Source organism: Streptomyces sp. NPDC051740 (assembly GCF_044453165.1).
GTDB lineage: Bacteria > Actinomycetota > Actinomycetes > Streptomycetales > Streptomycetaceae > Streptomyces > Streptomyces atrovirens.
The window spans coordinates 328,541-343,522 of record NZ_JBITCL010000005.1 but is presented as its reverse complement, the minus strand read 5'-3'; the positions used below and the strand labels follow the sequence as shown (position 1 = coordinate 343,522).

At 71.6% G+C, this 14,982-nt stretch carries 13 protein-coding genes; 11 read left to right on the top strand and 2 right to left on the bottom strand.

Going from position 1 to position 14,982, the window contains the following annotated elements; all coding sequences use genetic code 11:
• Nucleotides 1-127: 127 nt before the first annotated feature.
• Nucleotides 128-1,642 (top strand): PP2C family protein-serine/threonine phosphatase, encoded by a 1,515-nt coding sequence (locus ACIA6T_RS11490; protein ID WP_399446319.1) that lies wholly within the window; start codon nucleotides 128-130, stop codon nucleotides 1,640-1,642.
• A 100-nt stretch (nucleotides 1,643-1,742) separates the two neighbouring features.
• On the top strand, nucleotides 1,743-3,200 hold the full coding sequence (locus ACIA6T_RS11485) for an aminopeptidase P family protein (protein WP_399446318.1): 1,458 nt from the start codon (nucleotides 1,743-1,745) through the stop codon (nucleotides 3,198-3,200).
• A gap of 79 nt (nucleotides 3,201-3,279) precedes the next feature.
• Here the strand turns inward: ACIA6T_RS11485 and ACIA6T_RS11480 are convergent, their stop codons facing one another.
• Complete coding sequence (locus tag ACIA6T_RS11480) at nucleotides 3,280-3,744, bottom strand: ATP-binding protein (protein ID WP_399446317.1); 465 nt, start codon at nucleotides 3,742-3,744, stop codon at nucleotides 3,280-3,282.
• 220 nt (nucleotides 3,745-3,964) lie between these two features.
• On the opposite strand from ACIA6T_RS11480, the gene ACIA6T_RS11475 reads away from it, so the two are divergent.
• The 9 genes from ACIA6T_RS11475 to ACIA6T_RS11435 all read left to right on the top strand — a co-directional run bounded on the left by ACIA6T_RS11475 (nucleotide 3,965) and on the right by ACIA6T_RS11435 (nucleotide 13,787).
• Nucleotides 3,965-4,762, top strand: a complete 798-nt coding sequence (locus tag ACIA6T_RS11475; protein WP_399446316.1) for a hypothetical protein — start codon at nucleotides 3,965-3,967, stop codon at nucleotides 4,760-4,762.
• Between the two features lie 187 nt (nucleotides 4,763-4,949).
• Complete coding sequence (locus ACIA6T_RS11470; RefSeq protein WP_399446315.1) at nucleotides 4,950-5,705, top strand: YcnI family protein; 756 nt, start codon at nucleotides 4,950-4,952, stop codon at nucleotides 5,703-5,705.
• 93 nt (nucleotides 5,706-5,798) lie between these two features.
• Nucleotides 5,799-6,455, top strand: a complete 657-nt coding sequence (locus ACIA6T_RS11465; protein WP_399446314.1) for an SCO family protein — start codon at nucleotides 5,799-5,801, stop codon at nucleotides 6,453-6,455.
• Entirely contained in the window at nucleotides 6,452-6,901 is a 450-nt protein-coding gene (locus ACIA6T_RS11460) for a copper chaperone PCu(A)C (RefSeq protein ID WP_399446313.1), read from the top strand. Before ACIA6T_RS11465 ends, ACIA6T_RS11460 begins: the two co-directional genes overlap by 4 nt.
• Before the next feature lie 13 nt (nucleotides 6,902-6,914).
• Nucleotides 6,915-8,867, top strand: coding sequence for a copper resistance CopC/CopD family protein (locus ACIA6T_RS11455; protein WP_399446311.1), 1,953 nt, complete (start codon nucleotides 6,915-6,917; stop codon nucleotides 8,865-8,867).
• A gap of 6 nt (nucleotides 8,868-8,873) precedes the next feature.
• Nucleotides 8,874-10,160, top strand: coding sequence for an iron uptake transporter deferrochelatase/peroxidase subunit (gene efeB / locus ACIA6T_RS11450; RefSeq protein ID WP_399446310.1), 1,287 nt, complete (start codon nucleotides 8,874-8,876; stop codon nucleotides 10,158-10,160).
• A 70-nt stretch (nucleotides 10,161-10,230) separates the two neighbouring features.
• On the top strand, nucleotides 10,231-11,163 hold the full coding sequence (gene pheA, locus ACIA6T_RS11445; RefSeq protein WP_399446309.1) for a prephenate dehydratase: 933 nt from the start codon (nucleotides 10,231-10,233) through the stop codon (nucleotides 11,161-11,163).
• A gap of 537 nt (nucleotides 11,164-11,700) precedes the next feature.
• Complete coding sequence (gene serS / locus ACIA6T_RS11440; protein WP_399446308.1) at nucleotides 11,701-12,978, top strand: serine--tRNA ligase; 1,278 nt, start codon at nucleotides 11,701-11,703, stop codon at nucleotides 12,976-12,978.
• On the top strand, nucleotides 12,975-13,787 hold the full coding sequence (locus tag ACIA6T_RS11435) for an HAD family hydrolase (RefSeq protein WP_399446307.1): 813 nt from the start codon (nucleotides 12,975-12,977) through the stop codon (nucleotides 13,785-13,787). The genes serS and ACIA6T_RS11435 overlap by 4 nt, the downstream gene beginning before the upstream one ends.
• Nucleotides 13,788-14,252: 465 nt before the next feature.
• Here ACIA6T_RS11435 and ACIA6T_RS11430 read toward each other — a convergent pair whose 3' ends face one another.
• Nucleotides 14,253-14,972 carry an ABC transporter permease subunit gene (locus ACIA6T_RS11430; protein WP_399446306.1) on the bottom strand — a complete coding sequence of 240 codons (720 nt, stop codon included), beginning with the start codon at nucleotides 14,970-14,972 and terminating at the stop codon, nucleotides 14,253-14,255.
• Nucleotides 14,973-14,982 lie beyond the last annotated feature (10 nt).

Here is a 14,982-nt window from a genome sequence, read left to right as displayed (position 1 = left end):
TCGAGCAGGGCCAGTCGACCGCAATATGCCTCCCCCTGAGGCAGTTTCAAGCCAACTTCATATTTCGGCAAGGGGTCTGCGGGGAGTTCTCTCCAGTCCCACGGACACCAGGAATCCCAGCAGGACAATGCTGGACATCTCCTCACGAGTACGTGTACATGTGGAGACACTGCCGGCGACGCAGAATGACATGGGGGTTTGCGATGCTTTTGAGCAGTACGTACCGGTCGGAAAGCCGGACACCATGAACGCTCCGCACCCTCCGAAAGTGGCCGGAATCGATTCAACGGTTCCCTCACCCGCACACACTGTCGCGTCCGTCACCGCGGGTACCTCCCCGGCTCCCCCGGCAAACCCCCAGAACGCGCCGGGCGCGCTGCTCCAGGACCGGCTCGCCGGCTGGGTCTCCGATCTCACGACCCTCCACGAACTCACCGAACGCCTGGCCCGCGCGAGCACGCTCGACGAGGCGCTCCGGGAGCTGCTGCGCGCGGGAGCCGCCCTGGTGGGCGCGCGGCGCGGGCTCGTCGCCCTGGAACCCGCCGACGGCCTCGGCCCGGCCACCACCATCGGCCTGGGACTGGCCCGCGCGGATCTCGGACACATGGAGACGGTGCCGCGCGGCTCACTGCCGTACGGCAGGATCCTCGACGGACTGCCCGGCGCCGACGACGGCATCGCCGAACCCGACCTGTTCGCCGAGAAGGGACTCGACCCCCGGCACCGCGAGGTCGCCGCCCGCCTCGGCTACGCCGCCAGCTTCACCCTCCCCCTCGTCACCGGGGCCGCCGGGCGCCTGGGCGCCGCGGTGTGGCTCTACGACGAGCCGGCCGAGCCGTCGGAGCGGCAGCGCCACCTCGTGGGCCTGTACGTCCGCCACGCCGCCGAGCACCTGGCCCGGCTCCTCGAACTCGAGCGCACGCGCGCGTGCATGACCACGATGGCCGAGGAACTGCTGCCCTCCCGTCTCCCCCGGGTCGCCGGCGTCCAGCTCGCCGCGCGGCACCGCACCTCCCCGCGCGGGGGCGGCGACTGGTACGACGCGCTGCCGCTCCCGGACGCCGCCCTCGGTCTCGCCGTCGGGTCCGTCACCGGGTCGGGACCCAGCGCGGTCGCGGCGATGGGCCGGCTGCGGGCGTCGCTGCGCGCGTACGCCGTGATGGAGGGCGAGGACCCGGTCGCCGTCCTGTCCGACCTGGAGCTGCTGCTGCGGCTCACCGAACCGGCCCGGTCGGCCACCGCCCTGTTCGGCTACTGCGAACCCGCGCTGCGCCGGATCACCCTGGCCGGCGCCGGGCACAGTCCGCCGTTGCTGCTCGGCGAGCGCCGCACCGAGTTCGTCGAGACGTCGGTCTCCGCTCCGCTGGGCATGCTCGCCTGCTGGGAGGCGCCGAGCGTGGAGGTCCAGGCGGAGCCGGGGGAGACGGTGCTGCTCTACACCGACGGGCTGCTGCACCGCACCGGCGACCCGACCGACCGCGCCTTCGCGCGGCTGCACACCGCGGCGGCGGGGGTGCCGAAGGCCCTGCGCCACGACCCCGGCGCCGTCGCCGACCACGTCCTGCGCGCGGTGCTGCCCGAGGCCGCGGACACGGCGGACTCCAGGGAGGACGTGGTGCTGCTGGCGGCGCGGTTCGAGTAGTCGTCCCGTCCCTCTCCGCCACCGGTCCGTGCCCCATTCGGCCGTTTCCGCCCGACCGTACGATGGGGGGTGGTCCAGTGCCGTATCAAGGAGGATGACCGTGGCCGAGGAGCTGCCGGAGACCCCGGAGACTGCCGAGGAAGAGCCCGTCAAGCAGCGCAAGAACGGCCTGTACCCGGGCGTGTCCGACGAGCTGGCCGAGAGCATGAAGAGCGGCTGGGCCGACACGGAGCTGCATGATCTGCGGCCGATCCCCCAGGCCGCCGAGACCGCCGCCCGCCGCGCGGCGCTCTCCGCCCGTTTCCCGGGTGAGCGTCTGGTCGTCCCCGCGGGCATTCTGAAGACGCGTTCGAACGACACGGAGTACTCCTTCCGCGCGTCGGTCGAGTACGCGTACCTCACCGGCAACCAGACCGAGGACGGCGTCCTCGTCCTGGAGCCCACGGCCGACGGCCACAAGGAGACGATCTACCTCCTGCCCCGTTCCAACCGTGAGAACGGCGAGTTCTGGCTGGACGGGCAGGGCGAGCTGTGGGTCGGCCGCCGGCACTCCCTCGCCGAGGCCGAGCAGCTGTACGGCATCCCCGCCTCCGACGTCCGCGAGCTGGCCGGCGCGCTGCGCGAGGCCACCGGCCCGGTGCGGGTGGTGCGCGGGTACGACGCCGGGGTGGAGGCGGCGCTGACCGACAAGGTCACCGCCGAGCGCGACGAGGAGCTGCGCGTCTTCCTCTCCGAGGCGCGGCTGGTCAAGGACGACTTCGAGATCGGCGAGCTGCAGAAGGCCGTCGACTCCACCGTGCGCGGCTTCGAGGACGTCGTGAAGGTCCTCGACAAGGCCGAGGCCACCAGTGAGCGCTACATCGAGGGAACGTTCTTCCTGCGCGCCCGCGTGGAGGGCAACGACGTCGGCTACGGCTCCATCTGCGCCGCCGGACCGCACGCCTGCACCCTGCACTGGGTGCGCAACGACGGCCCGGTCCGCTCCGGTGACCTGCTGCTGCTCGACGCGGGTGTGGAGACGCACACGTACTACACGGCCGACGTCACGCGCACGCTGCCGGTCAACGGCACGTACAGCGAGCTGCAGAAGAAGATCTACGACGCCGTGTACGACGCCCAGGAGGCCGGTATCGCGGCGGTGAAGCCGGGCGCCAAGTACCGCGACTTCCACGACGCCGCCCAGCGCGTGCTGGCCGAGCGGCTCGTCGAGTGGGGCCTGGTCGAGGGCCCGGTGGAGCGGGTGCTGGAGCTGGGTCTGCAGCGCCGCTGGACGCTGCACGGCACCGGTCACATGCTCGGCATGGACGTCCACGACTGCGCCGCCGCGCGGACCGAGACGTACGTCGACGGCACGCTGGAGCCCGGCATGGTGCTCACCGTCGAGCCGGGTCTGTACTTCCAGGCCGACGACCTGACCGTGCCCGAGGAGTACCGCGGCATCGGTGTCCGCATCGAGGACGACATCCTCGTCACGGCGGACGGCAACCGGAATCTGTCCGACGGGCTGCCCCGGCGGTCGGACGAGGTCGAGGCGTGGATGGCGGCCCTGAAGGGCTGACGTACCGCGCGACGGCCGGGCACACGCGCGTGCCCGGCCGTTCCCGTCGCCGCACCGCGACTCGCTACACCGCGACTCGCTACACCGCGACGAGCGGGGCGTCCTCGCGCCACTTGAGGATCTTGTCGAAGCTCACCACCGCGCCGCCGCGGCCCGGCTTGTTGCCGATGTGGACGTGGTCGGCGAGCTCCCGGATGAGACACAGGCCCCGTCCGTGCTCCGCGTCGGACGGCGCGGGACGGGCCGGCGGGCGGGGGCGGCTCCCGGTCGCGCCGGGGAAACCGGGGCCCGCGTCGGCGACCTCGATGCGGCACTTCTCGCCGTCGAGATAGGCGGTCACCCGGAACGCCTCCGAGGTGCCGCCCCGCGCGGTGTCCCCGCCGTGCTCGACCGCGTTCGCGCAGGCCTCGCTGAGGGCGACGGAGAGGTCGTAGGAGATGTCGGGGTCGACGCCCGCGGTCTCCATGGTGCCGAGCAGCAGGCGCCGGGCGAGCGGCACGCTGGCGGCGTCGCGCCGCAGATGGAGTGACCACCAGATGCTCATGCTCCAGCCTCCTGGCTGCGGCTCGACATACCGTTACGTATTGCCCTGAGTTCTCATCTGTAAGCGTGGAGTTGACGTGACACCGCCCATATGGCGGGTGTGCCGTGGATACGATCGGTGTATGTGGGGCATGTCGTAGCAGATGTGATCTTCCGGTCGTACCTCATCTTGCGGACCTGCCGTACGACGGCCGGTGGGCCGGTGCGATGATGAGCGCGCCATGTCTGCCCCCCACCCGTGTACGACACGCTCCGGACGAGGCCTCCGGATCCTGCGGGCCGCGGTGTTCGCCGCGGTCTGCGTCGTGCTGGCCGGGGCAGGGCACACGCTCGCCTCCTGCACCGCCGTACCGCTGTGGACACTGGGCGCGGGCTTCCTCGGGGCCCTCGCGGTCGCCGCGCCGCTCTCCGGACGCGCGCGGTCGCTGCCGGGTATCGCGGTGCTGCTGGCCTGCGGCCAGACGGCCCTGCACACACTGTTCGGCCTGGGGCAGCACGGCACGCCCGCCACGGGTTCGTCGTCCGCGCTCTCCGACGCCGCACTGGTCGAGCGGGCCGCGCGGCTGCTGTGCGGGACCACCGCGGCGGAACTCAGCCCCGCGCAGGCCGAGCGCGTCCTCATCGACGCGCGGGTCCACCACGTCGGGGCCGCCACCCACGCGGAGACCGCCGCGGACGCCCCGGCGTCCCTGCTGCCGTCGCTGCCGATGCTGCTCGGCCACGTCCTCGCGGCGCTGGCCGCGGGATGGCTGCTGCGCCGCGGTGACCTGGCCCTGCTGCGGCTGGCCGAACTGTCGGCGCACGGTGTCGCCGAAGGCGCCCTCGTACGGTCGCTCCGCGCGGCGCTCGCCCTGGTGCGTGCCCTGCGCGCCGGGCTCCCGGGAGCACCGGAAGGGACCCCGTGCATGGCGCGCACCGCGCTGCTCGCCCCTCTTCCGCCCCGTTCCGCCGGACTGCACCACACGGTGATCCGCCGGGGCCCGCCGGCCGCCGGCACCGCACTCGCTCTCGCCGCCTGACGCGAGGCGACCACCACTCCGGGTTTTCGGCCGAGGAGCCGAGGAGAGGGGCGCCGGCGTGCGGCACGCGCGCGTGCGGCCGCTTCCGTGTGCGCCCGGCCGTCCTGCCCGAAGGGCCCCTCCGGCCGTACGCGCGGCACATCCCTCACCGTCAGTGAAACCTCAACCGAAGCGGAGTGCTTCTGCCATGAAGGCTTCCCGTATCGCCGCCGCCGGCGCCGTCGCCGGTGTCGCCGTCCTCGCCGTGTCCACCCCCTCCTTCGCGCACGTCAGCGTGCAGCCGGAGGGCGAGGCCGCGAAGGGCGGCTACGCGGTCGTCGACTTCAAGGTCCCCAACGAGCGGGACAACGCCTCGACCACCAAGCTCGAGGTCACCTTCCCCACGGACCACCCGCTGGCGTCCGTGATGCCGCAGCCGGTCGAGGGCTGGGACGTCAAGGTCACCACGTCCAAGCTGGACAAGCCGCTGGAGATGCACGGCAAGAAGATCGACGAGGCCGTCTCCAAGGTCACCTGGACCGCCGAGGGCGACGGCATCGAGCCCGGCTTCTTCCAGAAGTTCCCGGTGTCCGTCGGCACGCTGCCCGAGGACGCCGACGAACTCGTCTTCAAGGCCCTGCAGACGTACTCCAACAAGGAGGTCGTCCGCTGGATCGAGGTGCCGCAGGAGGGCCAGGAGGAGCCCGAGTACCCGGCCCCTGTGCTCACCCTGTCCGAGGCCTCCGAGGACGGCCACTCCCACGGTGCCGCGGACGACGACAAGGCCTCCGACGACGCCGCGGCGGCCGAGAACGCCTCCGCCCGGACCTCCGCCTCCGACGACGAGGGCGACTCCGGCGGCACGGACACCACCGCCCGCGTCCTGGGCGTCGTCGGCATCGTGGTCGGCGCCGCGGGCGTCGCCTACGGCGTCCTCGCCGGTCGTCGGCGCACCACCGCCTGACCACCTTTCTCTTCTTCAACGGCGCGCACCGGGCCGCCCACGGCCCCGTGGTCTCCCGGTGCGCGCCGGAGCACTCACCTCTCAGGACCATTCATGCGCAAGAAGACCTTCGCGGCCGCGGCCCTGCTCGCCGTCGCCTCCCTCACCCTCTCCGCCTGCGGGAGCGGGTCCGGCGGCAGCGGCGACCCCGTCGCCGTGGTGTCCGAGGAGGCCGGCGCCCAGAAGGCGGCCACCGTCCTCGACAAGCCGTTCGAGAAGCCGGACCTCGTCCTCACCGACACCGACGGCGAGGAGTACGACCTCCGCGAGCAGACCGCGGGCCGGCCCACGCTGATCTACTTCGGCTACACGCACTGCCCCGACGTCTGCCCGCTGACGATGAACAACCTCGCCGTGGCCAAGAAGCAGCTGTCCCAGGAGCAGCAGGACGAGCTGCGGATCGTGTTCGTCACCACCGACCCGGAGCGTGACACCTCCGCCGCGCTGGGCGAGTGGCTCAAGGGCATCGACTCCCAGGTCGTCGGCCTGACCGGCGACTTCGACACCATCCAGGCCGGTGCCCGCACCCTCGGCATCTCGATCGACCCGCCGCGCAAGGACGACAACGGCAAGACCGTCTCCGACCACGGCACCCAGGTCATCGCCTTCTCGCCGAAGACCGACGGCGGGTACGTCCTCTACGGCGAGGACGCCACCGTCGAGGACTACACCAAGGACCTCCCCAAGATCATCAAGGGCGAGAACCCGTGAGGCGCCCGGCAGCCGCGGCCCTGGTCGTCGCCGGGGCGCTGGCCCTGGCCGGCTGCGGCGGCTCGGACGGCGGTGCGGCGGAGCTGTCCGTCGGCTCCGCGTACATGCCGCAGCCGGTCTCCGACATGGCCGCCGGCTTCCTCACCATCACCAACGACGGCGCCTCCGCGGACCGGCTGACCTCGGTCAGCAGCGACATCGCCGACCAGGTCACCGTGCACGAGACCGTCGACGGGGCCATGCAGGAGGCCGAGGCCCTCGACATCCCGGCCCACGGCAGCCTGGTGCTGGAGAGCGGCGGCAGCCATCTGATGTTCGAGCAGCTGAAACGGAAGCCGAAGCAGGGCCAGAAGGTCTCCGTCGAGCTGCGCTTCGCCGAGTCGGACCCCGTCACGGTCGAGATCCCGGTGAAGCCCGCCACCTACACCCCGAAGACCGGACACTGAGGGAGACACCCCTGTGACCCAGACCACCGCCCCCCGCGTGCGGACCCTGGTGCTGCTGCTCCTGGCGGTCATCGGCGCGCTCCTCGCCGGAGCCGCTCCCGCCTCCGCGCACGCCGCGCTGACCGGCAGCGATCCCGGGCAGGGGGCGGTGGTCGACACGGCGCCCACCCAGGTCTCGCTCACCTTCTCCGAGCAGATCGCGGTGAGCGCCGACGCCGTGCGCGTCCTCGACCCCAAGGGCAAGCGGGTCGACAAGGGCGACCCGGCCAACCTCAGCGGTACGACCTACACCGTGCGGCTGCTCAGCGGGCTGCCCGACGGCACCTACACCGTGGCCTATCAGGTGGTGTCCGCGGACAGCCATCCCGTCGCCGGTGCCTTCACCTTCTCCATCGGCGCCCCTTCCGAGACCTCCGTCTCCGCCTCCGCGCAGGCCTCCGACGACGGCCTGGTCGGCCGGCTGTACGGCATCGGCCGCTACGTGTCGTACGCCGGCTTCGCCGTCATGGCCGGCGGGGCCGCCTTCGTGCTCGCCTGCTGGGGACGTGGCGCCGGGGTGCGGGCGGTGCAGCGGCTGGTCGTCTCCGGATGGCTGGCACTCACCGCGGCCACGCTCGCGCTGCTGCTCCTGCGCGGCTCCTACACCACCTCCGGGGCGTTCGGCGACGTCTTCGACCTGTCGCTGCTCGGGGACGTGCTCCAGACGAAGACCGGCGCGGCACTGGTGTCCCGGCTGCTGCTGCTCGCCGCGGCGGCCCTGTTCATCGCGGTGCTGTTCGGCGCCTATGCCCGCCCCTCGCCCACCACCCTGACCGACGGCGCCACGCGCCGGCAGACCGATTCAGGGGAGGCCGAGGAGAAGCGGGACCTGACCTTCGGACTGGCGATCGGCGGGATGGTCGTGGCGGCCGGGATCGCCGCGAGCTGGGCCATGTCCGAGCACGCCTCCCAGGGACTCCAGCCGGGTGTCGCCATGTCCGTCGACGTGCTCCACCTGCTGGCCGTCGCCGCCTGGCTCGGCGGACTCACCGCCCTGCTCGTCGCGCTCTACCGGGCGCCCGCCGACACCCCGGTCGACCGGGACGCCGTCCAGCGGTTCTCGCGGCTCGCCTTCGGCAGCGTGGTGGCGCTGGTCGTCACCGGCGTCTACCAGAGCTGGCGGCAGCTCGGCTCCTGGTCGGCGTTCACCGACACCCGGTACGGGCAGCTGCTGCTCGCCAAGATCGGGCTCGTGGCGGTGATGGTCGCGATCGCCTCGTTCTCGCGACGCTGGACGGCGCGGCTGGCGGAGGCGTCGGCCCCGGCGGCGCGCGAGGAGGAGAAGGAGAAGCAGCCGACAGGGGCAGGCAGAGCCACCGGGGCCGAAAAGGGCGGCGACGCCCGGGCCGCTCAGCTCGCCCGGCAGCGGGCCGCGATGGAGAGCGCCCGGCAGAAGCGGCTGCGCGACGCCGACCCCAACCGCTTCGGTCTGCGCCGCTCGGTACTCGCCGAGGCGGGCGTCGCCGTCGTCCTGCTCGCCGTCACCACCGTGCTGACGCAGACCGAGCCGGGGCGCACCGAGCAGGAGGCCGCGGCGGCCACCTCCGCCTCGTCCCCGTCGTCCGCCCCGACCGGCCAGGGCACCGGCGCGGTGACGCTGGACATGCCCTTCGACACCGGCGGTGAGAACGGCAAGGGCGTCGTCACGGTCGACCTCGACCCCGCCCGGGTCGGCGACAACGACATGCACGTCTATGTGGAGGGCCCGGACGGCCAGGCCGTCGACATCCCCGAGGTGAAGGTCGCCTTCACCCTCTCCGCCAAGGACATCGGACCGCTGCCCGTCGTCCCCGACCACATCACCACCGGACACTGGTCGGCGAGCGGAGTACAGATCCCCATGACGGGCGACTGGAAGGTCGAGGTGACCGTGCGGACCTCCGACATCGACCAGGTGACCGTCTCGAAGAACACGAAGATCGGCTGAACCACCATGGCTGACCAGACCCTTTCGCAGGCCCGGACCCCCGGGGCACCCCAGGAGGAGCCCGGGGACCGGACCACCGGGAACGGCATCTCCCGGCGCCGGCTGCTCGGCACGGCCGGTGCCACCGGGCTCGTCCTCGGGGCGGCGGGCGGGACCGCGGGATACGCGGCGGCGCCCGCCGGAGCCACCCCGCTGACGTCGGTGGGCGACAGCCGGGTCGAGTTTCACGTGAAACATCAGCCCGGCATCACCCAGCCGCTCCAGGCCCGCGGCCATCTCATCGCCTTCGACCTCGCCCCCGGGGCCGGACGCAAGGAGGCTGCCGCCCTGCTGCGCCGCTGGTCGGACACCGCCCGCCGGCTGATGGCGGGCGAGGCCGGCGCACAGGACGACACCGGCGTGGCCCGTGACGCCGGCCCCTCCTCACTGACCCTCACCTTCGGCTTCGGCCACAGCTTCTTCGCGCGCACCGGTCTGGAGAAGCAGCGCCCGGTCGCCCTGGACCCGCTGCCCGACTTCTCCTCCGACCACCTCGACAAGACCCGCAGCGACGGCGACCTGTGGGTGCAGATCGGCGCCGACGACGCCCTCGTGGCCTTCCACGCCCTGCGCACCGTCCAGAAGGACGCGGGCTCCGCGGCGAAGGTGCGCTGGCAGATGAACGGCTTCAACCGCTCACCCGGCGCCACCGCTCACCCCATGACCGCCCGCAACCTGATGGGCCAGGTCGACGGCACCCGTAACCCCAAGCCCGCCGAGTCCGACTTCGACGAGCGGATCTTCGTCCCCGGAAAGGGCGAGCCGGCCTGGATGGCGAACGGCTCCTACGTCGTCGTACGTCGTATCCGCATGCTGCTGGACGACTGGGAGAAGCTGCCGGTCAAGGAGCAGGAGAGCGTCATCGGGCGCCGCAAGTCCGACGGGGCGCCGCTGTCCGGGGGCACCGAGACGTCCGAGATGGACCTGGAGAAGACGGATTCCCGGGGCAACCTGGTCGTCCCGATCAACGCCCACGCGAGGATCACCCGGCCCGACCAGAACGGTGGCGCCGCCATGCTCCGCCGCCCGTTCTCGTACCACGACGGCATCGACGCGGACGGGGCGCCGGACGCGGGGCTGCTGTTCATCTGCTGGCAGGCCGATCCGCTGCGCGGCTTCGTGCCGGTGCAGCGCAAGCTCGACCGGGGCGACGCCCTGACGCCGTTCGTCCGCCACGAGGCGAGCGGGCTGTTCGCGGTGCCGGGCGGCGCGGCGGAGGGAGAGTACGTGGGGCAGCGCCTGCTGGAGGGGTGAGAACCGTCCTGTGTCACCCCTGAGTGCTCTGACGGAGCTGCCGTCGGCCGGGGCCCATTAGGGTGAGGTCATGCCAGCGAGCTATGCGTATCTCGGACCAGAGGGCACCTTCACCGAAGTCGCCCTGCGCACGCTTCCCGAGGCGGCCACCCGTGAGCTGATCCCGTACGTGTCCGTGCAGTCCGCGCTCGACGCGGTGCGCGTCGGCGAGGCCGAGGCCGCGTTCGTCCCCATCGAGAACTCCGTCGAGGGCGGTATCACCACCACCCTCGACGAACTGGTCGCGGGCACCCCGCTGATGATCTACCGCGAGGTGCTGCTGTCGATCACCTTCGCACTGCTCGTCCGGCCGGGCACCAGGCTGTCGGACATCAAGACGGTCACCGCCCACCCGGCCGCCCAGCCGCAGGTCCGCAACTGGCTCAAGACGCACCTCCCGGACGCCGCCTGGGAGTCGGCCGCCTCCAACGCGGACGGTGCGCGGCTGGTCCAGGAGGGCCGGTACGACGCCGCCTTCGCCGGTGAGTTCGCCGCCGCCCGGTACGGCCTGGAGGCCCTGGAGACGGAGATCCACGACGCGGAGAACGCCCAGACCCGGTTCGTGCTGGTGGGCCGCCCCGCCCGGCCCGCCGCGCCCACGGGCGCCGACAAGACGTCCGTCGTGCTGTGGCAGCGCGACGACCACCCCGGCGGGCTGCGTGACCTGCTGGGCGAGTTCGCCACCCGTGGCATCAACCTGATGCTGCTCCAGTCCCGGCCGACCGGTGCCGGGATCGGCAACTACTGCTTCTGCGTCGACGCCGAGGGACATATCTCGGACCGCCGGATGGCCGAGGCGCTGACGGGGCTCAAGCGGATCTGTCTGCAGGTGCGTTTCCTCGGTTCGTACCCGCGTGCGGACGTACGTCCCGGGGAGGTACTGCCGCCGTTCCCCGGGACGTCGGACGAGGAGTTCGCGGGGGCGGCGGACTGGGTCGCACGGTGCCAGGACGGGCGGTTCTGACAAGACCGGCCGGTCCTACCTGCTGATTTTCGTTATCCACAGGAGTTATCCACAGGTCCGCTTCTCCATCTGGGGACAAGTCGACACCGAATCCCCATCCAGTCGACAAATCGCTCCACAGCGCATGGCCTTGTTCATCACCCCGCACATCCTCCTTCGTCCACCCTTTTCCTTTGGTCAACCCTTTGGGATGAGCCTTTTCCACTCAAAAGTGGGGAGGAGGGGAGTTTGTCCTGGGAATCCTCGGCTTTGATCAGACGTTTCGGAGCGATCAATTCCGAAGTCCACAGACCTTCCCCACACCCTGTGGATAACTCCCCGAGAGTGTGGATACCTGTGGACAACCGAAGCCCAAGTTCCGCGCCGCGCAAGGAATCCCGGTCAACCGGCGTCCCGCGAACTGACCCGTTCCAGGGGGAGCACCTCATTCATTGACCTTGCGGAACATTCTGCGCAATTCCCTCATAACGGCACGTGCGTCGCCGCACCGCAATAGTGAGTCGTGAGGCGTCACCCCGCACCGGTAGCCTTGACCGCGTGATTGACCTTCGCCTGCTTCGTGAGGACCCCGACCGTGTGCGTGCTTCGCAGCGCGCCCGTGGAGAGGACGTCGCGCTCGTCGACGCCCTCCTGTCTGCCGACGAGCGGCGCAGGTCGTCCGGCGTCCGCTTCGACGAGCTGCGCGCCGAGCAGAAGTCGCTCGGCAAGCTCATCCCCAAGGCGGCCGGTGACGAGAAGGCCGAGCTGCTGAAGCGGGCCGGCCAGCTCGCCGCCGACGTCAAGGCGGCCGACGCCGACCGCGACACCGCCGCGAGCGAGACCCAGGAGCTGCTGCTCAGGCTGAGCAACCTCGTCCACCCCGACGTGCCCGTCGGCGGCGAGGAGGACTTCGTCACGCTGGAGACGCACGGCGACATCCGTGACTTCGACGCCGAGGGCTTCGCGCCCAAGGACCACCTGGAGCTCGGCCAGCTCCTCGGCGCCATCGACGTCGAACGCGGCGCCAAGGTCTCGGGCTCCCGCTTCTACTTCCTGACCGGCGTCGGCGCACTGCTCGAACTCGCCCTGGTGAACGCCGCGATGGCGCAGGCCACGGCCGCCGGCTTCACGCCGATGCTGACCCCCGCGCTGGTGCGCCCCCAGTCGATGGCGGGCACCGGCTTCCTCGGCCAGGCGGCCCAGGACGTCTACCACCTCGACAAGGACGACCTCTACCTGGTCGGCACGTCCGAGGTGGCGCTGGCCGCGTACCACATGGACGAGATCATCGACGCCGACCGGCTGCCGCTGCGGTACGCGGGCTTCTCGCCCTGCTTCCGCCGCGAGGCCGGTTCGCACGGCAAGGACACCCGGGGCATCTTCCGCGTGCACCAGTTCGACAAGGTCGAGATGTTCTCGTACGTCACCCCGGAGGACTCCCAGGCGGAGCACCAGCGGCTGCTGGAGTGGGAGAAGCAGTGGCTGACCTCGCTGGAGCTGCCGTTCCGCGTGATCGACGTCGCCTCGGGCGACCTGGGCTCCTCGGCCGCGCGTAAGTACGACTGCGAGGCGTGGATCCCGACCCAGGGCAAGTACCGCGAGCTGACCTCGACCTCGGACTGCACCGAGTTCCAGTCGCGCCGGCTGTCGATCCGCGTCCGTGAGGACAAGAAGGTGCGCCCGCTGGCCACGCTCAACGGCACGCTGTGCGCCGTACCGCGCACGATCGTGGCGATCCTGGAGAACCACCAGCAGGCCGACGGCTCCGTGCGCGTGCCGGAGGTGCTGCGTCCGTACCTGGGCGGCCGGGAGATCCTGGAGCCGGTCACCAAGTGAGCACCACCCCCGCGCCCTTCCCGTACCGGCTCATCGCCACCGACCTCGACGGCACGCTGCTGCGGGACGACCACTCGGTCTCCCGCCGCACCCGTGACGCGCTCGCCGCGGCCACCGCGGCGGGCGCCGCGCACATCGTCGTCACCGGCCGCGCGGTGCCCTGGACCCGTCCCATACTCGACGACCTCGGCTACGAGGGCCTCGCCGTCTGCGGCCAGGGTGCCCAGGTGTACGACGCCGGGGCGCACCGCCTGCTGACGTCGGTGACCCTGGACCGGCAGCTCGCCGGAGTGGCGCTGGCCAAGATCGAGGCGGAGACCGGCCCGCTGTACCTGGCGGCGAGCCGCGACGGCCTGGACGGCGAGGTGCTGGTCGGTCCCGGTTACGAGGTCGTCGGCGCCCTGCCCGCGACCCCGTTCACGGACGCGTCGGACCTGTGGACGGCGCCCCTGAACAAGCTGTACATCCAGCACCCGACGCTGACCTCGGACGAGCTCGCCGACGCGGCCACCCGCGCGGCGGGCGGGTTCGTCACCGTCACCATGGCGGGCGAGGGCATCGTCGAACTGCTCCCGCTCGGCCTGTCCAAGGCCACGGGGCTGTCACTGGCGGCACGCCGACTGGGCATGAAGGCCGCGGAGACGATCGCCTTCGGCGACATGCCCAACGACATCCCGATGTTCGCCTGGTCCGCCCACAGCGTAGCCATGGCCAACGCCCACGAGGAACTGAAGGCGGTAGCCGACGAGGTGACCACCTCCAACGAGGAGGACGGCATCGCGGCGGTCCTGGAACGCCTCTTGCCCTAGGTGCGGGCAAACCGTGCCTCCCCCAGTGCCTAAAGGGCCTGGGAGGTGCCCCCAGCGGCACGGGTGGGCGGTGGGGGCCCCTCCCGCTCATGGGGGCCCCTCCCGCTCGAGCGAAGCCGAGAGTGGGGGAGAAGCCGAGAGTGGGGGAGGCACCTCGCAGCGCCGAGTTGCGCAGCCCACCCCCGCCCCGCCACAACAAAGCAGGGAAGGGCGGCCCACGCGACAGAGATGCGCGTGCTCGAAGCGGCCGCCCCGGGCAGCTCCCGTACTGGCGGACTCAACGGAGCAGTAGGGACGACTCCGGAGTCAGCCACGGGCTGCCCTGACAGGAGTGGGACGTGCCGTGCATGGACACCGTCCCGCTCCCCTCCCAGCAGATGACGCCGGACTTTCCCGGCGATGCGGACACAACCACTCTGCCCGCCGAGAATGCCCGGCGCCACCGAATAACCCGGCGAGGACCGTCTACTCCTCCCCGGCCAGCGTCAGCGACCGCAGCTTCTGCCCGGCGTACCACGTCGCCAGCACGGTCACCGCGACCAACAGCACCGTCGCGGTCGTCAGACCCACGTCCGAGGTGACCAGGTCACCCCCGGAGACCTTCTGCGCCACCGCCAGCGACCACTGCTGGACGCTCAGCGTGCGCGCCCCCGGCACCAGGGAGCCGAACAGCGCCTCCCAGACCAGCGCGTAGACCAGCCCGAACACCACCGCGTGCCGCGAGACCGTGCCGAGCAGCAGGAAGAGCGCCGCGTACGCGATGGAGGCGACCAGCGCGGCCACGGTGTAGGCGACGGCGACCTGCTGGCCGTTGCCGTTCAGGATGAAGCCCGCGATCAGGGTCGGCACCGCCGAGAACACCATGGTGACGGCGATCGCGACGATCAGCTTGGTGTAGATGATGGTCGGCCGCTTGATCGGCTTGGACAGCAGGTACACCACCGAGCCGTCGTCGATCTCGGGACCGATGGCTCCGGTTCCGGCGATGACACCGATGATCGGCACCATGGTGGCGAGCGCGAGCCCGCCGAGGACGTCGGCCGCGGTCTGGTCGTCGGCGCCGGCGAGGGCGCGCACCGCCAGGGAGATCGCGATCAGCAGCAGGGGCAGGGCGCCCAGGATGAGGGCCCGGCGACGGCCGAGCAGGGCCCGGTAGGTGAGCCGGGCGACTGTGGGGTCGTACATCTTCGGCCTC